The following is a 21,830-nucleotide window of genomic DNA, read 5'->3' as shown; positions in this document are numbered from 1 at the left end:
CGCTTTTGTTCATTTAACGATTTCTAATCCTGAACATATAATTTGCATTCAAAATGATTAAAACAAGTCCAATCACTATGATTGAGAAGAGCTGAGAGTGATTGGCGCCAAGGGAATACACAATCAAAATAAACATGGCACCGATCAATAGGATATTCATCAATTGATACGTATGAAACAGTCCGTCAAGCATCACATGTTTTTCACCTTCGTCCGAAATAGCGAGCAGCTTTTTACCATAATCTTTGTCAGAAGGGCTTGGTAGGTTGCGATTAGGGTAGACAAGCTTTAGAACGGATATCGCTACATAAGAACTGATAATGGTGACGATAAATAAAGCAACATTGACGAGAATCAGCCAAATAGGCTGTTCGGTAACGATAGCCATACCGATGGCAATAATGGACAAAATGGTACTCACCGTATTGGCTAAAGTCAAATCAGTAAAGGTGCGATACTGTTTTGCTTCGAGTTCATCCTCTTCATCTCCAGATACCGAAAGTGATACTCTTTTCTTCATACGTGAAATCCCTGAAAAACAATAAACAATCAATACAATCGTCAAGCCACTGATGACAAGAGTCGCTTCAAATGCAATATCAAGAAGGGTCATTTCAAATTCGGCAGCCAGCAGACAGTAAGCGCCGAGAAAGCCAAGGAGAGCACCTAAAAGCATTTTGTATATAGTTTTCATGATAGTTCATCCTCCTCGAATAGAAAAATACGTTCAATGGGTTCCTGAAAAATTCGTGAAAGCTTAACAGCGAGCAAGAGAGACGGCATTAATTCATCGCGTTCCATTAAGCTGATGGTCTGACGAGAAACTTTTGCACGATTGGCAAGCTCAGTTTGGTTCAAACCATCACGCGCACGAAGTTCTTTTAATCGATTTTTCATTCTGTCACCTCAATTTTGATCTGAATCTTTCTTTGATTGTAAAGTATATTATTCAATTTGACAAATAAAGTTGTCGAATTGATAAAAATAATTGTCAGAAAGATCATCTTTCTTCAAAAGATGAACCATGATACGCTAAAAGAAAGAGAAACAGAAAATAGGTGATGCCCGTGTTCATTGACCAATTAAAAAATGACTTACATCAATCTCAACCGTTATTTATTGGAGAAGAAACAGCGTTCAAAGCTGCAGTCCTTGTCCCTTTGGTGCAAGTAAACGAAGAATGGCATATTTTATTTGAGGTGCGATCGCTCATCATGAGAAAACAGCCGGGTGATATTAGCTTCCCTGGTGGCAAACTCGACGGCAGCGAAACAGCACAGGAAGCTGCATTGCGAGAAACACATGAAGAGCTGGGGATTCCGCCAGAATCGGTGGAGATTCTTGGACAGCTTAGTCCTTACATTGCGTCTCCATCCTTCGTGGTCTATCCATATGTCGGGATCATTGATGAACAAAAAGTGAAACACTCCTTCAATCAAGAAGAAGTAGAAGAGACCTTTACCGTGCCTCTATCATGGCTAAGTCAATATGAGCCGTACTTACATCATGTATCCGTTCAGCCAACACCTGCTGAGGATTTCCCTTATGAAAAAATCATGAATGGTGAGAAGTACCGCTGGGGGAGTCGTTCGATAGAGGAATGGTTTTATGATTATGAAAACTACACCATTTGGGGATTAACAGCCCGCATATTAAAACATTTTGTGACCGTTGCAAAAAGAAATTCCTAGAGATTCGCTCTCTAGGAATTTGTTGTTTTCAGCCGTTCTTTCGCTGTTTGTTTTCCTTTACCAATTGGAATAGGCGCTCTCGCTTGGCTCAGTCCATAGGAAGGCATATTCACATAGACGGATTCATACGAGCCGGCTTGAATTTGATACGTTTCATGATAAATACCCACTGCGTCATTGTTCTGAGCCCTCTGATGGAAGTTCTTCCACGCAGCCAAATGTTTTTCCATCTTCGCATAAGCCAGAAGGTCATCTGTTGATTTCCAATATTGGATCATCGCTGTCGTACGTAAGCCAAAGTAATTCTCTGTCCCGAGGAAACCAAGCTCATCTTGATGGGTATACAGCTCTCTGATCATGCCAGGCATCGCCATGAACACAGGCATCCATTGATGAACCGCCCAGCGTTTGTTGATCCGCATGCCGATAATAAACACAACAATCGAGTCAGAATTCTCTGTTGTAAACCTGCCAGCACGTATGTCTTTTTTCATTCATTTACCCTTCCTTCTTCATCAATTGGGATGTTTCCACGCACCAATCAATTCCTGCTTGAGCCACTCTTTTTCCGTAATCTAAAGTAAACAGCCAATACTTCGCATCTGCTTCATCTGGATAAAGCTCTTGAATGTTTTCTTCAATCGAAACATAGGTCTCATAACGGATACGAAGCTGTCTTTCATAATCCTGTAGAAGCACCATTTTTTTCTCAATCGAAAGATATTGACCGAAGAATAACTTTAATAACACTTCATTTCGTTCTGTTGGTAACTGATCGAGAGGCTTTGCCAGCCACTCTCTTAATGTCTCCAGCCCTTTTTCAGTCAGATGATATTCCCGCTTGTCGGAGCGGCCTGACGAAGAAGCAGGTGAAACCTCAGCAAGCCCTTCCTCGACTATTAACTTTAAAGCTGGATAAATTTGTCCATAACTAATTTTCCAAAAATGATGCAAGCTCTTATCAATTAATTGCTTCACTTCGTAACCAGACTTACAATCTGTCGTTAAAATACCTAAAATCGCATACGTCGTATCATTGTATTTTTTCATATCAGCACACCTATCTAAAAGATATATCAATTAGATATATAATAAATTTGAAATGAATAAAAAGCAAGAAAATAATAATTGATAGATTTATATTTTTGAAATACAGGAGATAAATCATAAATATGGTAATATATACTTGATGTGTAACGTGCTTGCGCATCTATTCATAAAAGAATGGAGGGTGTACAAATGAAGTTGAGGAACATAGGAATATTGTTCATGATTGTTACACTATTGATTGGTGTTGGAAGTTTTGGAGGAAACAAAGCATCTGCTAAAAAAGAATCACTGAATCAATCTTATGCATATGCCTATAAAACAAAGGACAATGTCAGTTGGCTAAAGGTGACTGAAAAGAAAGGCAAGGTCACGGGTTACCTAAACGGTAAGGGTGTTAAGGTTGATCCAATTGAACCTTTTATGGTGAAAACAAAATACAAACTAACGGGGAAAACCACCAAAAAAGGATACAAACTTAAAGTCCAACAAAAGAAGAAAACAATCGTATATGACATCTATTTTTCTGGAAAAGATCTCATGGTCAAAAAGCAAGGAGCAAAGAAAAGTAAACGCTATCAAGCTGTTGATGAGAAGAAATTGAAGGAATACAACAAAGCCATTGATAAGCGCTATGATGAGTACGTGGATACAGCAGAAGACCGTTACTATGAGATCATAGGGAAATACACAGATAATTTAAATAAAGCCTACGGCTATCTGTATACAGCAAAAAACAATTCATATCAAATTTTCCTTGATATCGAAGAAGCCGTTTTTGAAGGGGATTTTTCAGGGGCTATTACAATCTCCAAAGCCACAGGGAAGAAAAGTAAGCCATTGAAAAAAGAAAAATATCAAGCAGTTGGAACCACAGGTTTTAAAAACTTTTGGGTATATCCCACACCAAAAATAAAGTGTGGCTTGTCTAAGATGATAGGGTCATCTGATGTAGAGGCTTCCTATATAGAGTTACCGATTTGGAAAAACAATGAAAAAATGAAACTGAAAGCTGTGAATAAGAAACAATATCAAAAGCAAGAAGAAGCATTTAAAAATGCCGCAAAGAAAAAAGCAAAGAAAAAATAAGATAATAATCAAGTCAGATAGGACATTGAGACTATCTGACTTTTTCGATTTAAATGTCCTCTAAAGTAAAATGAGACCGTTTTGATGACATTAGACTTGTAAAAAAATATTTTTTAAATTCAAAAATATATGTTGACGCTTACATTAACTCGATATATACTAAAATCAAATCCAATATTGATAAATTAGACATGTGACTGGTCATGCAGGCAGGATCTAAAAACGATGAATTTCTTTAAATTGTCGTTTTAGGTCCTTTTTTTATTGCCGAAATATAGGTCTCATGTATGAGAAAAGGGGGAGAAACAATGGATTACACACAAGTTGCCAAAGACGTTTTAAAGCATGTTGGTGGTAAAGAAAACATTGCGCATCTTGAGCACTGTTCCACAAGACTTCGCTTCACACTAATTGATCAGAAAAAAGCAGATGTACCAGCACTAGAAAAAACACCAGGTGTCATAGCTGTCAGAATGTCAGGGCAATGCCAAGTGGTCATTGGGAATGACGTCATTGAAGTGTATCAAAAGGTAACAAAATTAATGGGCGGCAGCTCGCCTGGACAAGACGTGCCATCCAATCAGCCAAAAGAAAAAAGAAAAATAGGCACAGTTCTGTTAGATTTCATTGTAGGTGTCTTCCAACCGCTTGTTCCAGCTATCGCAGGCGGAGGGATTTTAAAATCATTTCTTCTCCTTTTCTCTCTATTAGGCTGGATGGATGCAAAGGGTCAAACCTATCAAATATTGAACATGGTAGGGGACGCACCGCTTTACTTCCTGCCTTTACTAGTCGCTGTAACGACGGCGAATAAACTAAAGGTGAACCCACTGGTCGCATTATCAGCAGTCGGTGCGCTTCTTCTTCCGAACATGACGGCTATGCTTACTGAAGGTGCGCAATTGCTGTCATTCGACGTGAAAAATATAGCTTATGCGTATCAAGTGTTCCCAGCAATCCTTTCTGTATTGCTTTACGCTCAAATGGAAAAATTCTTCACACGATTTTCACCAAAACCAATTCGGATTTTCTTTGTTCCAATGATGTCATTAGTCATTACTGTACCAGTTACATTACTTCTATTAGGACCGATTGGTTTTACAGCAGGACAAGGTTTTTCATCCATCATTCTTGCAATGTTTAATACAGTAGGCTGGGTAGCTGTCGCGATTTTAGCAGCAGTCCTCCCATTCATGGTCGCATCAGGTATGCACAAAGCAATGGTCCCTTATGCAGTCACAACGATGGGTACCCTTGGGAAAGAAGCACTTTATTTGCCAGCATCACTTGCGCATAATATTGCGGAAAGTGGAGCATGTTTCGCAGTAGCACTACGCACAAAAGACAAGGTACTCAGATCAACAGCCATTTCGGCAGGGATTTCAGCATTTTTTGGTATCACAGAGCCTGCTTTGTATGGTGTGACACTTCAAAATAAGCGAGTCCTTGGAAGTGTCATGATTGGTTCGTTTGTTGGCGGGATCTTCATTGGATTAGTTGGTATACAAGCCTTTGTACTTGTTGGCCCTGGATTAGCAAGTATGTCGATGTTTATATCAGATGAGCTCCCACGAAATCTAATGTTTGCTGTCATTGGAGCAGTCATTTCCTTTATTGTCGCTTTCATTGCTGCTTTTGTGTTAGGTAAGGATAAAACAGTAGAAGAAAAGACAAATGATCAAGCTGCATTTGCTGAACAAATTGGAGCAGGTGAAACATTCAAAAGTCCTGTGATTGGTCAAATGATCTCTCTATCTGAAGTAAAAGATGATATTTTCTCTTCAAAGGTCATGGGAGACGGAATTGCGATTGTCCCTTCAGAAGGAGCGCTTTATGCACCAGTAGATGGTGAAGTGACCATGCTGTTCGAAACAAATCATGCACTTGGTATGAAAACGGACCAAGGCGTTGAAGTATTATTCCACATTGGCATTGATACCGTTCAACTGGAAGGACAGTATTTTCATCCAAAAGTGCAGGTAGGAGAACGTGTTCAAGCAGGAGATTTACTGATTGAATTTGATGTAGAAAAAATCATAGCTGCAGGTTATGATCCAGTTACACTTGCTGTAATCACAAATACAGATCAATATGATATAAAGGTACAGCCATTACAAGAGGTCAATCGTCAAGATACATTGATGGTTGTCACACAATTAGGAGGCTAAACATATGACAACAATTAAAGGTTTTCCAAAAGGGTTTTTATGGGGTGGCGCCATTGCCGCCAACCAGGCAGAAGGCGCTTGGAATATAGATGGAAAGGGACCATCAGTTGCAGATATTGCAATGTATCGTTCCAATTTAAGTGTAGAAGACTATGAAGGACATCTTGCTGTGACTTCTGAAAATATAGATCGTGCAATAAAAGATCCAGACGATAAAAAGTACCCTAAACGCAGAGGTGTTGATTTCTATCATCACTATAAAGAGGATTTGGCTCTATTTGCTGAAATGGGCTTTAAAACACTTCGCATTTCTATTGCGTGGAGTCGGATCTTCCCTACTGGAGAAGAAGCTGAACCAAATGAAAAAGGGCTGCAATTTTATGATCGTGTATTTGCCGAAATGAAAAAACTCAATATAGAACCGATTGTGACACTCTCTCATTATGAAATGCCTTTAGCCCTTAGTGTGAAATATAACGGCTGGGTGGAAAGAAAAGTAGTCGATCTCTTTGTGAAGTTCGCCAATGTTTGTTTCGAACGTTATCAACATGCTGTGAAATATTGGCTGACCTTTAATGAAATTGATAGTATTCACCGCCACTCATTTATTACAGCAGGAATTATTCCCGATCGTTGCCCAGAAGGTAAAGTAGAAGAGACCGTGTATCAAGCGCTTCATCATCAATTTGTTGCATCTGCTCTTGTAACAGCTGATTGCCATCGTATTATCCCAGGTAGCCAGGTTGGGTGTATGCTGACAAAATTGACAACGTATCCGCATACGTGTCATCCGAATGATGTGGAACAAGCCTTAAAACAAAACTTAGAAAACTATTTCTATGCAGATGTTCAGGTGTTTGGCGAATATCCACCACTGATTACACGGATGCTTGAGAGAAAAAATATTCATATTCAAATGGAAGCAGATGATCTCAACATTCTAAAAGAAAATACAGTCGATTTCATCTCATTTAGCTACTATATGTCTTTAACTGAATCCGCCCAAGAAGGGTTAGAACAGACAGAAGGGAATACGATTCGTGGAGTCAAAAACCCTTATCTGCCTTCAACTGACTGGGGCTGGCAAATTGATCCGGTTGGTCTGAAAATTTCTTTAATCGAACTGTATGATCGCTATCAAAAACCTCTTATCATTGTCGAAAATGGAATGGGTGCAAAGGATGTAGTTGAAAGTGATGGCTCTATCCATGACGACTATCGGATTAACTATTTTAAAGAGCATTTCCGTCAGATGAGAGAAGCGATTGAAGAAGGCGTCGATCTCTTTGGATATACGAGCTGGGGCTCAATTGATATTATTAGTGCAGGTACATCACAAATGTCAAAACGCTATGGCTTCATTCACGTAGATCAAGATGATGATGGGAACGGAACATTAAAACGATCTCGAAAAGACTCTTTTTATTGGTACCAAAAAGTCATTGAGACAAATGGTGAATCGCTTGATTGAACACCACAATCATGAAAACAGGTGATGACGATGTTTAAAATCAAAAAAGTTTTAAACTCGAGTGTGGTCCTGGCTGAAGATCAGAACCAACAGGAGATGGTTTTGTTTGGCCGTGGGATTGGCTATGGACAGAAACCGGGTCAAATGATAGAAGAGAAAAATGCGGATCAAGTCTTTATGTCAGTCGATAACATGAGAGCAAAAGAATTTCTTCAATTGTTAGATTCAATGCCTCAAGAGTTTATCGATTTAACTCAGCGCATCGTCCAATATGCAGAAAAACGGTTAAATTCAAATCTAAATACAGGTGTTTATTTTACCTTAATGGATCATTTGAATTTTGCTGTTGAACGACATAAAAAGAATATTAATATTACGAATCGCGTGTACTGGGAAATCAAAAATTACTATACTGAAGAATTTGAAGTAGGGAAGTACGCTCTTGAGTTAGTCAATGATACAATGGGCATACAATTACCAAAAGAAGAAGCTGCCAATATCGCCTTTCACTTAATCAATGCATTAGGTGAAGAATCCGATTCAAAAGATAGCATGAAATATGCCAAAATGATCGGGAGCATTGTCAATCTTGTGCGCTATACATTGAATAGGAAAATGGACCAAGAGAATATTCATTACAGTCGGTTCATTACACATGTGAAGTTCTTTGTAGAGAGGTTTTATGCAAATAAATTACTGTCGGATCAAGAAAATGAGTTGTTTGAACAAATTGCACACTTGTATCCTCAGGCGATGGATGTTGCTTTTAAAATCAAAGATTATATAAAACAGGTGCATAGTATCGTCATTCCTAATGATGAGCTTACTTATCTTGCGGTACATATACACCGCCTCATATCTTATCAGCAATTAAAATAATGGTGGAACCACTTGCCTTGTGATCAGGCAAGTGGTTCTTTGCTGTGATCAATTTTTATATTAAGTTCCGATAGGTCGTTCTGTTGTGCCAGGATTCGTCTCATTTAACGAATTGAAAGACACTGTTTGTCCGAAAACAACGATGGTTAAAGCGAGGATCAATAAACTCATTTTTTTCATTAGAATTCCTCCATTCAAATATAGGATGGTTCATGTGATAGGCTTCCTTCAAAAAGAGATAGGCTTTATGAATGGCACCTAAATCTTCAAAGTGTTTTGCAGCTAGTGCACTTAATTCACAGGCACCTTCAGCATCCTTTAATTCTTTTAGAATGCTGATTTCCTCGAAACAGGCTTGAGCTTTTTGAGACATATCCTCAGTAAAATATAGATGGTAAAGCAAATTCATTTTTGCTGTATAGATGGGGCATTTCTCTGATTCGTGTTTTTGGTTGACCAATTCGAAGTAATAGAGAGCTTGTGTTCTTTCATCAATAGAGAGCAGCTCTTTGACTAACATAAACATGGTGTGATGGAAATAGCACGATGAGAGGTAGTGTTCATCACTTAGAGCCTTTTCTAGGGCATCGATACATTTTTTCGATTCTCCAGCTTCGGCATACAGAATACTGATATTATGAAAAAGTTGTGAAGTTAGAAAATGATCATTTAGATTGTGAGCGATGTGTAATGCTTTTTTGTAGTAGTTTTCTGCTCTTGTGAAGTCGCCAATATCCATATAATTAGCAGCGGCGATGACAATGGCTGTCGCTAGTCTTCTTTCATATCCTTCATGACTTTTGAAAATATCTATAGCATTCTGAATATAGTGAAGAGAAATTAGGCTTTGACGAAGTAGCATATATAAGTTTGCGATTTTCGTATGGAATTCAGCTACTTCTATTTCATCCGGAATGTTTTGCAGTTTTTTCTCGGCAATTTTAAACAGTCCAATGGCTGATGCATAGTCTCTGTTATATGAAGCGTAAAGGGCTTTGTATAGGTAAAAATAGTATTCAATTAAGTCGTTTGTTTTAGAGGGGCAATCTAGCTCTGTCTGTTCATTCAGTTTTTTACCTCTTCGTTCATATATCATGAGTTTATACTTGCCTTCTAGCAATGAATAATAAGTCAATACCTCCTGATTCTCTTCCATTTCTTGAAGCAATTGCTTTAATTCTGTGTACATTGCGTTAGCATTTTGTACATCATGTTTGCGAATCGCAATTCGCCAATCATTTAAACGGTTCCCCACCTGTTCAGCAGAAATGATAGCCATGAAATTTCACCTCTTTAAGATCCTTTCACCTGTTTCACTAAAAAACGATATCACAATTTATGGAAGAATATAATCATTTCTGTGAGGTGATTGCCAAGAGGTAATAAAAAGGACCTATGGTCATGTGATGTACGAAATTGTAATGGTGATTGAATGTTTTTACAAATGATTAAAATCTTTTTTTAATCGTCTAAAAAAGGAATATATACAATGGGTTTTATGATTATGATCAAAAATACCACTGGTATATTACAAATAAAGAGATTTTAGTTAATCAGTGGGTAAGTTGGAAGGTCGATCTATTAAAGAAAATCAGTTATGATGATGCTAGACCAAATTTGGAATAGACACGGATAGAAGCAGACAAAAATTAGTCTGTTGGAAAGGATGTTGATATGAAAAAAAGATTTAAAATCTTAAATTGGCAAATCACAGTGATTATGGCGACGCTGTTACTTGTTTTAGTGACTCTGTATATGTCAAAGAGATACTTTTATAGCAAAGAAATCGAATTGCTGACAGAATCTTGTCAACAAGTAGGCGGCAAAATCATACTAGAGACTAATAGTTTGTCTATGGATTATTCATTTGAGTGCCAGGAAAAGTAAAACAGGCAGAAAGGCTGCCTGTTTTATTCCAACTTAAAAACCTAAATCTTGAAGCCATTGATTTAATCTGGTCTCCCGTTTCTCGGCAGTTGACTCATCATCATATCTCCCTAAATGTAAGCTAGCCGTTATTTCTCCGTCATTCATAAACATGATTCTTTCAGAACGAAGAGCAACCTTTGGGTCATGTGTGACAAGCAGTAGTGTCGCTCCTTCAGAATGGATTTTCGAAAATATATTCATCACTTCCTTCGTTGCATTGGAGTTAAGAGCACCTGTTGGTTCATCAGCGAAAAGAATGTCTGGTTCATTCATAAGCGCTCGACAGATAGAGACTCGTTGAAGCTGACCTCCTGATACTTCTGACAAATATCTATCTGCTAAATGATCAATATCAAGTTTCGCCATTAAATATCTAGCTCGCTCATTCACTTCTTTTCTTGGCTTTTTCTTTGTTAAGTAAGCTGCAACAATGATGTTATCAAATAGATTAAGATTTTTTAGTAAGTGGCTGTGTTGAAAGACAAATCCCATATCTGTTAAACGCAGAGCAGTTAACTGTTTATCTGTCATTTCTGATAATAAACTGCCTTTATATTTGATCTCTCCTGTTGAGGCTGATTCTATCCCGCTAAGCTGATAAAGCAAGGAGGTTTTCCCGCATCCGGAAGGTCCCATAATGGTCACAAATTCCCCAGGATTTATCGATAAATGGATATCTTTAAGAATGATTTGTTTCTGTCCTTTTAAAGAATCAATTTGCAAAGACAATCGCTTTGTTTCAATCAAGTGTTCCATGTGAAACATCTCCTTATGAAAGTGTATGACGTGTAGTTTGACTAGTAAATAACGTCTTCAATAACGAAGCAGTTAAAGCTAAGCTGACAATCAATAGTGTGATTGGGTACACAACTGACACCCATTGTGGTGCCAGCCACTGGAGGCTTGATGCCCCTAAGGATGCTCCACCTACACTCATTAAAGCTGGTCCAATCGAGTGGACAGCGATCGTGCCAATAAATGTGCCCAAAAAGATAACGACGATAAAACTTGTGATATATTGTACTGTTACATCTTTTTTAGAAAATCCAATCGTTCGTAATAAATGGTTTCGGCTTGAATCTTTTGCTTTTAACATGTGCAGAAACATGAATAACATCAAACTGGCGGTTCCAAAAGCAGCTAATGTAGACAAAAATGCAACGACTTTTACTAAAGATGCTGTGCTGCCGATTGTTTGATGAACGTATTCTTTCATATCTGTCACTTTTGCAGGAGATATCTCTTTTTCAAATACTGTCTTTTTCTCCGCAATTTCTACTCCTTGGTTTAGTTGGATTTGAATGGTTTTCCAAAGAGCTGTTTGAGGAAATGGCTGTGATATTGCTTTTGCTGTTTTCCCGCCGTTAGTGACATCCTGATAAATGCCAGTCACAGTTTTTTGAATTTCCTGCCCGTTTGTTACGAGAGTAATTTTTTCTCCAACCTTTTTTTGGAGTGAATCTGAGCTGAGCACTGATAAGGCAATTTCTTTCTTCTTTAAAGGCTGTCTCCCTTGTAAATAGGTGAGAGGAAATGCTGAGAGATTACCTGCTTCTAAATAGAGTGTTTCTAATGAATTCTCCTTTGATTTTGCCTGAAGAGAAGTTGTTTCATATATGGCTGATGCTTGAATGTCTCGATCATCACGAATCATTGATTCTATTTTATTAGTATTTTCCTTTAGATGATTTCCTTGTCGTATATCAATTCGAAGGTCACTTTGACCAGAGCCAAGATATGTGATGAAATCCGGCGATTGTAAGGTGTACCATAGCTGAATAGGCAGCAGCATCAAAAATGTACAAAGGGTCATAATACAAGTAATCGTTGTGTACAACTTCTTTCGTGATAACAGATCTTTTAAACCAAGCCAAATATTGACTGATATGAACCTGTTTTTCTTGAGATGCAAGGGTATTTGTTTTTTATCATTCGTTGAAATGACGCTGCCTTGAAGTGCTTGAGCAGCTGATACTCGACCAAACTTTCTTAGGACAGTATAGCTGAAAGAAATGATGATCATTGCCATCACAATAGAAACACAAAGCGGGATGAACCAAGAAGTGAAAGAAGGCTGATTCCCCATGTATCGCTGAATATTGGCTGTAAACATATCACCAAATATAAACGTTAACCCATATCCTGCTATACACCCTATACCAGCAAGCAAGGCATACTTTCCAACGTATAATTGCTTGATTCTTGATAAAGGAATCCCAAGCACCTTCAATATTCCAATTTCACGTTCGTCCTCTTCTATAGAAGCCGTCATAGCAAGGTGGAGAGAGAGAAGGGCTATACCGATGAGCAGCATGCAAGCAAGCAGCAGAATGGCGATCACCATTCCATCTGTCAATGCGTTCAGCATACGCAGCAAAGGTAATGTGACAGCAGGACCTTGTTGTGGAAGCTGTGATGACTGGTAGATTGCTTGAAAGGCATCTGCCTGCGCGGCATCATGCAATAAAAATTCAATTAAATATTCCTTTTTATGAAACACTTGATTCATTGCGTCCCAATCCTTGTGATGAAGAAGGAATCTTTTCGAACTAACAAGACTGGGGTTCATTTGTGCATCTCGCAAGAATGCTTTGATGCGGAAAGAGAATTGATTAGACCCTTTCCCAATCAGTAACGTTTCTCCTATTTTGAGATGATACTTTTGTTGAAAATAGATAGGGACAGCCACTTCACCTTTACTGACAGTGAGCTTTTCATTTTGTTCATTTAAAAGAAAATCAAAATAACGATTTTGTTTCACAAATAAATGATCCATCACACCTGCTTTGGCGGGTTCGTTTCCGAACTTGATATTTGCATGTTCAATTGGAATCATTGGGACGATTTGATGTGCTTTTACCATGGACTGCTTGCTTGAAAATGCCTCAATATCTTTTTCCTTTAGGCTGCCGTCATGCATTTGGACAAAGTCTGGTGCCTTGGCTGAATGGAGCAGATTAGAAATGGAACCATTCAGTTGTACTGTCATTTGAGCGGCGCTTGTTGCTAGAAATGATGTCATCATAATGCATATGGTTAAACCGGTGGAAATGAGACGGTGGCGGGTTAAGTCCTTCTTTATAAACGTCAGTCTCATGAGGCTGATTCTCCTTCATGTTGAAGCATATTTTTTGTTAAGTAGGCAAGGGCAAACATGAAAGTACTGACTATTAATACTGTCACATACATGTTTGCTGAAAACGTATTGAACAAGAACCCATACATCATTTGACCAAGCGGGGCAGCACATTGAGAAACCATTGTCAGATTTGCCATCACTTTTCCTAATTGACTATTTGGCGTTTTCTTTTGAACATGTGAAATCACAACGATTGAGATCATTGTAAGAAGCATAGCAATAGGAAGACATCCTGCTAGAAAGAGAAAATAAGCTGGATAAGTGCCAAATTGAAGAGCTGTGTTGGATGTAGAGAATGCGACAGGTAGCAAGATGATTGCGATGACGATCAGCCAGCGATATAAAGTAGGGATGCGCCAATGCTTTGCTACAAGTCCAACTAGCAGAGCTCCTGCGATGACGGCGAACTCAATCAAGCCCATGCCTACACCATACATGATGTCACTACTTTTCATTGTGACCCTTAAAATGATTGGACCACCTACGATAAAAAATGGCGTGAGGATGAAATTTAACATTGCAGCAAGCAACATGGCTCTTTTTAAAAATGGCTGACTGCCAATATAGGAAAATCCCTGTTTCATATCTTTTACGAGCACTTTGCCCATAGTTTCTGTAAGCGGGCTAGGTGAGAAGGATATGTTTAATCGTAAAAGCATGCATGCTGATAGAAAAAACACGATGGCACTTGCACCTATAATGGATTGACTTCCAATCAGTCCGTACAGAACCCCGCCGATAATAGGAGCGAGAACACCTGAAAGTGCCTGCACGCCATTGACGATCCCGTTTGCTTGTTCTAATTGTTCCTGTTTTACTAACTGTGGAATGCTGGACATCACAGCGGGAGCATAGAACGTACTCATCACACCAAGAAGCACCATGACCGCTCCGATCATAAAGAGTGAATCATTGCCTGAGAATAACCAAAAATAAAAAGCCAGAATCATGATGCCGGTGAGAACATCAAATAAAATCATTAAATTCCTTCTGTTAAACCGGTCAGCGATTGCGCCTGCTAAGGGGGAAAGAAGGAGCGGTACATTGGATAAAGCGAATAGTAAGGCATATAAGTCAACACGCTGAGTCATATCCAGCACGTGTAAAGATAGAACAAACCGAATTAAGGAAGACCCAAAAACAGAAATAATCTGTCCGAGCACGAGGTAAATAAAGTGGGATGAACCTCTTTTGGATAATAAAGACATGGTATCACTCTCCTTTTAGACCGACCGTCAGTCTATAATGTATGCAGGATTGGTATTGAAGTGACCAATCACTGATTATGTTCATCAAGTTCTCCAGTTAAACGTTTCAGAAGAAAGGAGAAGCTCCCCTTTTCTGCATGTAATGAGGATTCGAGGATATCGATAAAAGCTAGCGCGCGCTGCATACTCTCTTCGGCTGTCCATTGAAAAAGGCCCTCATCAAATATGACCTGTGCAGAAGCAAGAAGGAATTCCACCGTTTCTTGCGGGTACTTTGTTTTGAATGTCCCTTCTCCCACCCCTTGCTGAATGACATCAGCTAAAACGGGTGATAGTTCTTTAATCGCTTTGATTAAGCTTTTTTGGTGCATCTCCGCATTAGAAGGCTGATGAAATTGTTCAATCATGCCCTGTTTATTGCTTCCTTGCTGAGGCGATTGCGCCATGATAATACGAAATAGTTTGTCGACGACTGGAAGGTCTGGCTCAGCCGCAATACGTTTTGCCACGATGATATCTGCTTTGATGATCCTGTCAATAATGGCATCCATCACTTCTTCTTTGGATGAAAAGTAATAATAAAAAGTGCCTTTTGCAATGCCAACAGCTTTCAGAATGTCGATAATCGTTGTTTGCTGATAGCCTTTGGTAGAAAAAAGCTCTTCGGCTGCGTTTAAGATGTCATTTTTACGTTCTTCAGGATGTTTAACGGTTCTCATAAAGCCATCCTTTCTTTTGACTAGACTGTCGGTCGGTCTCTTGATTTGATTAAACACTTTTCAATGTACCTTTGTCAATGCCCCATTTTTAAACACTTTGCATTTATTGTGCAATGACACTATGATACATTGAATGAAAATACCTTCAGGAGAGATGCCTAATGCAATTTTTAACCACTGAATTGGCACAAGAAATGGTTGAACGTACGATGCGTATTTTAGATAAAAATATCAATGTGATGAATGCGGATGGTGTCATCATTGGTTCTGGTGAACGAAACAGGATTGGTCAGAAACATGATGGTGCACGACTTGTGCTAACAAGCGGGAACAGTATGGAAATTGACCACGATGCGTCCTTGCACTTAGAAGGAGTGAGACCAGGAATCAATTTGCCCATTTGCTTTCGTGAACAAGTAATTGGTGTGATTGGCATTACTGGTGAGCCAGAGGATATTCGGCATCATGCCGAGCTGGTGAAAATGGCGGCTGAGCTGGTGTTAGAGCAGTCTTTTCTGCTTGAACGAGTTCAGTGGCGGCAGCGAATAGAGAGTGAAATTGTCAATCAGTTAATTTCTGATTCGGACGTTGGTGATCATCAGCTAAAGAACCGAGCGGAATGGCTGGGAATGGATTTAGATAAGCACCGAATGGCCATCGTTTTTCAGCCAGTTCCATCCTCAGAAGACGCTGTGCATAAAATGATTCATGCGATTCAATACGATAAGAATGCGGATGATTTGCTTGGCATGACCTTTCGTCATGAATTGGTTCTTTTAAGGCAGCCGATTTCTGATCATTTTTTAAAGCATGCGGTTGGGCAGCTGCAAAGAACAATGGAAAAAGCAGTAGGAGGCCAGGTGCTGGTGGGGATAGGGACTGTCGCCGCCGACATAAGCCAGCTGTCATTGTCCTTTGAGCACGCAAGAGATTCCTTGAGGTTGGGGAAGGCTCTTGATCCTGAGGAAAGTATTTATTTTTTTGAATCTTATCAGCTGGAAAGGCTATTGATTACTGCAGGAGCTGTTGAAGAAAACAGTAGTTGGGTTGACTTTTACAAGCCATTAACACAAGAAGCTGAGCTTGCCCACACATTAAGAATTTACATTGAAGAGGGCGGTGATTTACAAAGAATTGTTGATCGGTTATTTATTCACCGGAATACATTGCGATATCGTTTAGATAAAATACAAGCTTTGACCGGAAAAGATCCCCGTCATGTGAAACAGTTGATGGAGCTTTATATGGTGCAGTTGATGAGTCAACTATCTTGATTGTGCATATGCACAATGAATTGAAGAGATAAATTAAAAAAGTTCATCTAGATTCACAACCTGATTCCCATTAGTAAACGCTTACAATTGAAGAAAGACATTTTGGGGGGATCGAGGATGAGTGGAGATGTGACAGTAAGTACACTAGGGGCCATGACGGCACTTGTGGTTGCGATTGTTCTTATTCTAAAAAAAGTATCACCTGCATATGGCATGCTGGCAGGTGCTTTCATAGGCGGCTTGGTAGGCGGTGTAGATATTGTTCAGACCGTCAACGTCATGATGGAAGGCGCTAAGGATATGATTCCAGCTGTCCTCAGAATTATGGCGGCAGGTGTACTGGCTGGCGTTTTAATTGAGTCGGGTGCAGCTTTATCTATCGCCGAGGCGATCGTGAAGAAGCTTGGAGAGGCGAGGGCGTTATTAGCACTTGCACTGGCAACCATGATTTTAACAACAGTGGGTGTTTTTGTAGATGTAGCCGTTATCACGGTAGCGCCTATCGCACTTGCCATTGCGAAACGGGCAAAGCTGTCAAAAACGGGGATTTTACTCGCCATGATTGGAGGCGGGAAGGCAGGGAATATCATGTCACCGAATCCAAATGCCATTGCCGCTTCTGATGCTTTTGGTGTACCGCTTACTTCGATGATGGCTGCGGGTGTCATTCCGGCTGTGTTTGGATTGGCTGTTACATATGTGTTAGCTAAAAAGCTTGCAAAAAAAGGGACACCTGTTCTTGAAGAGGAAACTGCGTTAAGCAAAGTTGAAGTGCCAGCTTTTTTTCAAGCACTTGCGGGTCCGCTTGTTACCATTTTATTGTTGGCTTTAAGACCGCTTTTTCAAATCAATATAGACCCAATGATCGCCTTACCGATCGGAGGCATTATAGGCGCTCTTTTCATGAAAAAAGGGAAGTTTCTCAATGATTATGCGATGTCGGGGCTTCATAAAATGTCGGGTGTGGCAATTATGTTATTAGGGACAGGCACACTAGCAGGAATTGTATCGAATTCTTCCTTAAAAGATGTGTTTATCCAAGCGCTCGATGCTTCGGAATTACCTCCGTATTTACTTGCACCAGCTTCAGGGATATTTATGTCAGCCGCCACTGCTTCGACAACAGCAGGAACGGCGGTAGCGAGTGGTGTATTTAGCGGTACACTCATTGGGCTTGGTGTATCAGCTCTTTCAGGAGCAGCCATGATTCATGCTGGTGCAACTGTGCTTGATCATATGCCGCACGGGAGCTTTTTCCATGCAACAGCAGGAAGTGTTCAAATGGACATCAAAGAGCGGTTGAAACTCATGCCTTTTGAATCGTTAATTGGTTTGACATTAACCGTCGTATCGACCATTATTTTCGGCGTTTTCCAGTTGTTTGGCTGATGACATTTGATAAGAAACGAGGGGCTTTAGGATGAAAATTGTGATTGCACCAGATTCATTTAAAGAAAGTTTATCTGCATATGAGACAGCATGTGCCATCGAACGAGGATTTCATGCGATTTTGCCAGACGCTGAATATATTAAACTTCCCATGGCAGATGGAGGAGAGGGAACTGTTCAATCACTCGTTGATGCGACGGGCGGGTACATGATCAATCAAGTAGTCACAGGCCCGCTTGGTGAACCCGTCGATGCCTTTTTTGGCATGTTAGGAGACGGTGAGACGGCCGTTATAGAGATGGCCGCAGCCTCTGGGTTACACCTTGTTCCGCAAGAAAAACGCAATCCGTTACTCACGACATCCAGAGGAACCGGGGAATTAATGCTTGCGGCACTGGATCAAGGAGCGAAGCATGTCATCATTGGGCTTGGCGGAAGTGCAACAAATGATGGTGGGGTTGGGATGATGCAAGGATTAGGTGCGGCTTTTCTTGATCAAGCAGGACAGGAGCTGTCGCCAGGCGGTGGAACCCTTCATCAATTAGCTTCTATTGATCTATCTGGACTTGACCCAAGACTGCAATCCGTTCGGCTGGAGGCAGCCTGTGATGTGGATAATCCTTTAACGGGTGAGAGAGGAGCGTCTGCTATATTTGGTCCTCAAAAAGGTGCAAATGGAGAAATGGTTCAAGTGTTAGACAAGAATTTAGCTCATTTTGCTCACATAGCAGAAAAGCAGTTCAATGTTTCCTTTGAAGATGCAGCGGGGGCAGGAGCGGCAGGAGGACTTGGTGCGAGTTTATTAGGCTTTTTACACGCCGATTTGCAGCGAGGAATTGATATTGTGCTGAAAGCTGTTCAGTTTGATGATGTCATCAAGGAGGCAGACCTAGTCATTACTGGGGAAGGCCGAATTGACCAGCAGACCATTTATGGAAAAACCCCAATCGGTGTAGCCAAAGCAGCAAAGCAGTATCATCTGCCTGTGATTGCTATCGCGGGCTCCCTCTCAAAAGACAGTGCTGTCGTACATGAGCATGGCATTGATGCACTTTTTAGTATCGTTCCAGGTGTAACTTCTCTTTCTGAGGCGATGAGAGATGGGGCTATTCATGTAGAGAGAACCGCTCGAAATATTGCGGCTGCTATATCAATTGGAAGAAATGAGTAAACGATGAAAAATGTTTCCTTTTCTATCACATTCTTTCTATAGAAATGTGGTAAAATTGTATGAAATGAAATAGAAAGTTGGAGGAAACACAAATGTCTAATCTACCAAATTGTCCTTCATGCAGTTCAACGTATACTTATGAGGATGGCAGTCTGCTCATTTGTCCTGAATGTGCGCATGAATGGTCACTTGAACAAGAACAAGCCGCAGAGGAGCAGCTTGTTGTCAAAGATGCGAATGGAAATCTATTAAGTGATGGGGATACGGTCTCTGTCATTAAAGATTTAAAAGTAAAAGGTTCTTCTTCCGTCTTAAAAATAGGGACGAAGGTCAAAGGCATTCGTTTAGTGGAAGGCGATCATAACATTGATTGTAAAATTCCTAGCTTTGGTGCAATGAAGTTAAAATCAGAGTTTGTGAAAAAGGTATAATAATGAAAGGAGGCTGTCAGTAAGAGGCCTCTTTTTCATTTCTTTATTTATAGGTGAAAGGAATAATCTTAAACAAAATTCCATACATATATACCTGTTGAAAAAAGGTTCATTTTTAAAAAATCAAGCCTCTTTTCACATAAAAAATTGTTGTTTTCTTAACCCTACCTTAAAAAAGGCAGATGATTCACTAAATTTTGGCTCATCCCCTTCACAACTTTTGGGCATTGCTGTACCATATGGAAGTGTTCTTCTATTTTTAACGGATCATGGTGTTTATCAGGAAATAGATGATAGATGATACTTAGACAAAGAAGGAGAGGTAACGTGACGAACGTTTTAGAACTGCATAATGTATCTAGGCATATTCACGGGAAAAAGATCGTTCAAGACTTGAGCTTTTCTGTCCAAGCGGGCGAAGTCTTTGGCTTCTTAGGACCAAATGGCGCAGGGAAAACAACAACCATTCGTATGATGGTCGGTCTTTCTCCTATTACATCTGGCGACATTCTGATTAATGGTCATAGTATTCAATCCTCATATCAGCATGCTATCCAAGATGTTGGTGCCATTATTGAAAACCCAGAAATGTATAATCACTTAACAGCAAGACAAAATCTTGTTCACTTTGCCAGAATGAATGGGAAAGTGGATGAAGGGCGAATTGATGAGCTGCTAGAGTTGGTCAGCTTACAGCACGTGAAACATAAGCGTGTTCGAACGTTTTCATTAGGAATGAAGCAGCGTTTAGGTATTGCGCAAGCACTTATACATAGACCGAAACTGCTGATATTAGATGAGCCGACCAATGGACTTGATCCAGAGGGAATTCGCATGATACGAGATTACTTGAGAAGGCTTGCAAAGGAAGAAGGGCTAGCTGTCATTGTTTCAAGTCACCTCATGTCAGAAATGGAATTGATGTGTGATCGTTTTGCGATTATCCAAAAAGGCAAGCTGATTGCGATTGAGGATCAGCGTGCAGAGACGAATCAAGACGAATTGGTCAATTATCGAATGAAGGTCGCATCTGGTGAGCTGGAAGAAGCGCAGAAGCTCATTGGTATATTTGAGGAAGGCACGACTGTAAGAGAAGAGGAGCAGTATTTATTCTTCTCCTTGGCAGAAGAGAAAATGCCGGAATTGATTCGTCATTTGAGCGGCGCGTCCATTCATTTGTACGAAATCAAAATAGAAAAACAAACCTTAGAAGATAAGTTCTTAAGCTTAACAGGTAAAAAGGAGGCAGACGTATGATTCGCCTCATTCAAAACGAGTGGATGAAGATCAGTTATCGTATTGGAACTTGGATTATGGTTGGACTTCTTATTTTAGGTATGATTGCTACACTGATATTTGTAGTGAAAACAAATGACAAAGATCAAGCTTCAGGTGATTGGCAAACCCAGCTAGAAATGATGAATACGGAGAACAAGAAAGAGCTCAAAGAGACAGAGAATGGTTTTTTTAAAAGAAACCTTGAAAAAGAGATCACTATCAATGATTATCGAATCAAGCATAACTTGCCGCCAGCTGATCAGTTTAGCCACAGTGTATGGGATTATGTGAAAACAAACGCCAATTTACTTCAGCTAGTAGGTGTGTTTGTGATCATTATTGCTTCCACTATTGTGTCGGCTGAATACAAGCATGGTACAATAAAATTATTATTGATTCGTCCACCATCAAGGCTAAAGATCCTAATATCTAAATATATTACAGTACAGCTGTATGCTCTTTTACTTGTTGTGGTGCTATTTATCTTGTCCTTCATATTGGGTGCTATTTTCTTTGGACTTAACACTGATTATGTGAATTTGGTGTATCACAATGGTGAAGTGATTGAACGTTCGCAGTTTGCAAATATGGTCTATTATTATCTTGCTCATAGTGCAATGTTTGTCGTTTTAGGAACCCTTTCGTTCGCCATTTCTACAGTATTTAGAAGTGAAGCTATCTCCATTGCCATTAGTGTGTTAGCTTATATTGTGGGTGGATCAGTTACAGGTATTTTAATGCTCTTCTTTGATTGGTCAAAATATTTGTTATTTGCAAACGATCCATCCCAATACTTTATGGAACAGGTTACTCTTATCGAAGGTATGTCTCTAGGATTCTCACTAATAGTCCTAGTCATCTATTGGGCTATTTTCTTAGCCATTGCCTTAATTGTCTTCCAAAAACGAGAAGTAAAGACAGGTTAATTTAAATTTTTAGGAGGTTTA

At 39.7% G+C, this 21,830-nt stretch carries 20 protein-coding genes; 11 read left to right on the top strand and 9 right to left on the bottom strand.

Translation table 11 applies throughout. The annotated features are described in order from the left end of the window. Window positions 1–13: 13 nt before the first annotated feature. Window positions 14–694, bottom strand: coding sequence for a DUF3169 family protein (locus tag MHI33_RS21220; protein WP_065099186.1), 681 nt, complete (start codon window positions 692–694; stop codon window positions 14–16). Next, on the bottom strand, window positions 691–897 hold the full coding sequence (locus MHI33_RS21215) for a helix-turn-helix transcriptional regulator (RefSeq protein ID WP_012011842.1): 207 nt from the start codon (window positions 895–897) through the stop codon (window positions 691–693). The genes MHI33_RS21220 and MHI33_RS21215 overlap by 4 nt, the downstream gene beginning before the upstream one ends. Window positions 898–1,067: 170 nt before the next feature. Between MHI33_RS21215 and MHI33_RS21210 the strand changes: the two genes are divergently transcribed. Then, complete coding sequence (locus tag MHI33_RS21210) at window positions 1,068–1,691, top strand: NUDIX hydrolase (protein ID WP_217012592.1); 624 nt, start codon at window positions 1,068–1,070, stop codon at window positions 1,689–1,691. A gap of 11 nt (window positions 1,692–1,702) precedes the next feature. On the opposite strand, the gene MHI33_RS21205 is transcribed toward MHI33_RS21210, so the two are convergent. Together MHI33_RS21205 and MHI33_RS21200 are read right to left on the bottom strand one after the other, a co-directional pair. Further along, complete coding sequence (locus MHI33_RS21205) at window positions 1,703–2,185, bottom strand: DUF4188 domain-containing protein (RefSeq protein ID WP_106029400.1); 483 nt, start codon at window positions 2,183–2,185, stop codon at window positions 1,703–1,705. Between the two features lie 4 nt (window positions 2,186–2,189). After that, entirely contained in the window at window positions 2,190–2,741 is a 552-nt protein-coding gene (locus MHI33_RS21200; protein ID WP_217012591.1) for a PadR family transcriptional regulator, read from the bottom strand. A 189-nt stretch (window positions 2,742–2,930) separates the two neighbouring features. Between MHI33_RS21200 and MHI33_RS21195 the strand changes: the two genes are divergently transcribed. From MHI33_RS21195 to MHI33_RS21180, 4 genes are all read left to right on the top strand, one after another. Continuing rightward, on the top strand, window positions 2,931–3,827 hold the full coding sequence (locus tag MHI33_RS21195; RefSeq protein ID WP_065099189.1) for a hypothetical protein: 897 nt from the start codon (window positions 2,931–2,933) through the stop codon (window positions 3,825–3,827). A 308-nt stretch (window positions 3,828–4,135) separates the two neighbouring features. Next, a complete protein-coding gene (locus tag MHI33_RS21190; RefSeq protein ID WP_065099190.1) occupies window positions 4,136–5,995 on the top strand; it encodes a beta-glucoside-specific PTS transporter subunit IIABC in 1,860 nt (619 codons plus the stop codon). Between the two features lie 4 nt (window positions 5,996–5,999). Beyond that, entirely contained in the window at window positions 6,000–7,466 is a 1,467-nt protein-coding gene (locus MHI33_RS21185) for a glycoside hydrolase family 1 protein (protein WP_065099191.1), read from the top strand. A 30-nt stretch (window positions 7,467–7,496) separates the two neighbouring features. Continuing rightward, window positions 7,497–8,345, top strand: a complete 849-nt coding sequence (locus MHI33_RS21180) for a PRD domain-containing protein (RefSeq protein ID WP_044139114.1) — start codon at window positions 7,497–7,499, stop codon at window positions 8,343–8,345. A gap of 100 nt (window positions 8,346–8,445) precedes the next feature. Here the strand turns inward: MHI33_RS21180 and MHI33_RS21175 are convergent, their stop codons facing one another. From MHI33_RS21175 to MHI33_RS21155, 5 genes are all read right to left on the bottom strand, one after another. Next, a complete protein-coding gene (locus MHI33_RS21175) occupies window positions 8,446–9,624 on the bottom strand; it encodes a Rap family tetratricopeptide repeat protein (RefSeq protein WP_340913633.1) in 1,179 nt (392 codons plus the stop codon). Window positions 9,625–10,265: 641 nt separating this feature from the next. Beyond that, window positions 10,266–11,030: an ABC transporter ATP-binding protein gene (locus tag MHI33_RS21170; RefSeq protein WP_065099194.1), complete on the bottom strand. Its 765-nt coding sequence runs from the start codon at window positions 11,028–11,030 to the stop codon at window positions 10,266–10,268. A gap of 13 nt (window positions 11,031–11,043) precedes the next feature. After that, window positions 11,044–13,371 (bottom strand): ABC transporter permease, encoded by a 2,328-nt coding sequence (locus MHI33_RS21165; RefSeq protein WP_268453317.1) that lies wholly within the window; start codon window positions 13,369–13,371, stop codon window positions 11,044–11,046. Then, window positions 13,368–14,621, bottom strand: coding sequence for an MFS transporter (locus MHI33_RS21160; RefSeq protein ID WP_003214677.1), 1,254 nt, complete (start codon window positions 14,619–14,621; stop codon window positions 13,368–13,370). The genes MHI33_RS21165 and MHI33_RS21160 overlap by 4 nt, the downstream gene beginning before the upstream one ends. A gap of 68 nt (window positions 14,622–14,689) precedes the next feature. Further along, a complete protein-coding gene (locus MHI33_RS21155; RefSeq protein WP_003215358.1) occupies window positions 14,690–15,340 on the bottom strand; it encodes a TetR/AcrR family transcriptional regulator in 651 nt (216 codons plus the stop codon). 161 nt (window positions 15,341–15,501) lie between these two features. On the opposite strand from MHI33_RS21155, the gene MHI33_RS21150 reads away from it, so the two are divergent. The 6 genes from MHI33_RS21150 to MHI33_RS21125 all read left to right on the top strand — a co-directional run bounded on the left by MHI33_RS21150 (window position 15,502) and on the right by MHI33_RS21125 (window position 21,809). Further along, the gene (locus tag MHI33_RS21150; RefSeq protein ID WP_065099196.1) at window positions 15,502–16,614 is read left to right on the top strand and encodes a CdaR family transcriptional regulator; all 1,113 of its coding nucleotides are present in this window, start codon (window positions 15,502–15,504) and stop codon (window positions 16,612–16,614) included. Window positions 16,615–16,731: 117 nt separating this feature from the next. Beyond that, window positions 16,732–18,003 carry a GntP family permease gene (locus MHI33_RS21145; protein ID WP_065099197.1) on the top strand — a complete coding sequence of 424 codons (1,272 nt, stop codon included), beginning with the start codon at window positions 16,732–16,734 and terminating at the stop codon, window positions 18,001–18,003. Between the two features lie 31 nt (window positions 18,004–18,034). Further along, on the top strand, window positions 18,035–19,174 hold the full coding sequence (locus tag MHI33_RS21140) for a glycerate kinase (protein ID WP_340913625.1): 1,140 nt from the start codon (window positions 18,035–18,037) through the stop codon (window positions 19,172–19,174). Between the two features lie 92 nt (window positions 19,175–19,266). After that, window positions 19,267–19,605: a zinc ribbon domain-containing protein YjdM gene (locus tag MHI33_RS21135; RefSeq protein ID WP_106065925.1), complete on the top strand. Its 339-nt coding sequence runs from the start codon at window positions 19,267–19,269 to the stop codon at window positions 19,603–19,605. A 327-nt stretch (window positions 19,606–19,932) separates the two neighbouring features. Next, window positions 19,933–20,862 (top strand): ABC transporter ATP-binding protein, encoded by a 930-nt coding sequence (locus tag MHI33_RS21130; RefSeq protein WP_080772921.1) that lies wholly within the window; start codon window positions 19,933–19,935, stop codon window positions 20,860–20,862. Further along, window positions 20,859–21,809: an ABC transporter permease gene (locus MHI33_RS21125; protein WP_268507126.1), complete on the top strand. Its 951-nt coding sequence runs from the start codon at window positions 20,859–20,861 to the stop codon at window positions 21,807–21,809. Before MHI33_RS21130 ends, MHI33_RS21125 begins: the two co-directional genes overlap by 4 nt. The last annotated feature ends 21 nt before the right edge of the window (window positions 21,810–21,830 follow it).

The sequence above is a fragment of the Bacillus sp. FSL K6-2971 genome (assembly GCF_038006405.1).
Taxonomy (GTDB): Bacteria; Bacillota; Bacilli; order Bacillales; family Bacillaceae; genus Bacillus; species Bacillus pumilus.
The sequence above is the reverse complement of the archived record's forward strand: the minus strand, read 5'-3'. Positions and strand labels throughout refer to the sequence as shown.

Coding starts and splice junctions, on each gene's coding strand:
- MHI33_RS21220 (WP_065099186.1), bottom strand. CDS start 694: ATGAAAACTATATACAAAATGCTTTTAGGTGCTCTCCTTGGCTTTCTC.
- MHI33_RS21215 (WP_012011842.1), bottom strand. CDS start 897: ATGAAAAATCGATTAAAAGAACTTCGTGCGCGTGATGGTTTGAACCAA.
- MHI33_RS21205 (WP_106029400.1), bottom strand. CDS start 2,185: ATGAAAAAAGACATACGTGCTGGCAGGTTTACAACAGAGAATTCTGAC.
- MHI33_RS21200 (WP_217012591.1), bottom strand. CDS start 2,741: ATGAAAAAATACAATGATACGACGTATGCGATTTTAGGTATTTTAACG.
- MHI33_RS21195 (WP_065099189.1), top strand. CDS start 2,931: ATGAAGTTGAGGAACATAGGAATATTGTTCATGATTGTTACACTATTG.
- MHI33_RS21190 (WP_065099190.1), top strand. CDS start 4,136: ATGGATTACACACAAGTTGCCAAAGACGTTTTAAAGCATGTTGGTGGT.
- MHI33_RS21185 (WP_065099191.1), top strand. CDS start 6,000: ATGACAACAATTAAAGGTTTTCCAAAAGGGTTTTTATGGGGTGGCGCC.
- MHI33_RS21180 (WP_044139114.1), top strand. CDS start 7,497: ATGTTTAAAATCAAAAAAGTTTTAAACTCGAGTGTGGTCCTGGCTGAA.
- MHI33_RS21175 (WP_340913633.1), bottom strand. CDS start 9,624: ATGGCTATCATTTCTGCTGAACAGGTGGGGAACCGTTTAAATGATTGG.
- MHI33_RS21170 (WP_065099194.1), bottom strand. CDS start 11,030: ATGGAACACTTGATTGAAACAAAGCGATTGTCTTTGCAAATTGATTCT.
- MHI33_RS21165 (WP_268453317.1), bottom strand. CDS start 13,371: ATGAGACTGACGTTTATAAAGAAGGACTTAACCCGCCACCGTCTCATT.
- MHI33_RS21160 (WP_003214677.1), bottom strand. CDS start 14,621: ATGTCTTTATTATCCAAAAGAGGTTCATCCCACTTTATTTACCTCGTG.
- MHI33_RS21155 (WP_003215358.1), bottom strand. CDS start 15,340: ATGAGAACCGTTAAACATCCTGAAGAACGTAAAAATGACATCTTAAAC.
- MHI33_RS21150 (WP_065099196.1), top strand. CDS start 15,502: ATGCAATTTTTAACCACTGAATTGGCACAAGAAATGGTTGAACGTACG.
- MHI33_RS21145 (WP_065099197.1), top strand. CDS start 16,732: ATGAGTGGAGATGTGACAGTAAGTACACTAGGGGCCATGACGGCACTT.
- MHI33_RS21140 (WP_340913625.1), top strand. CDS start 18,035: ATGAAAATTGTGATTGCACCAGATTCATTTAAAGAAAGTTTATCTGCA.
- MHI33_RS21135 (WP_106065925.1), top strand. CDS start 19,267: ATGTCTAATCTACCAAATTGTCCTTCATGCAGTTCAACGTATACTTAT.
- MHI33_RS21125 (WP_268507126.1), top strand. CDS start 20,859: ATGATTCGCCTCATTCAAAACGAGTGGATGAAGATCAGTTATCGTATT.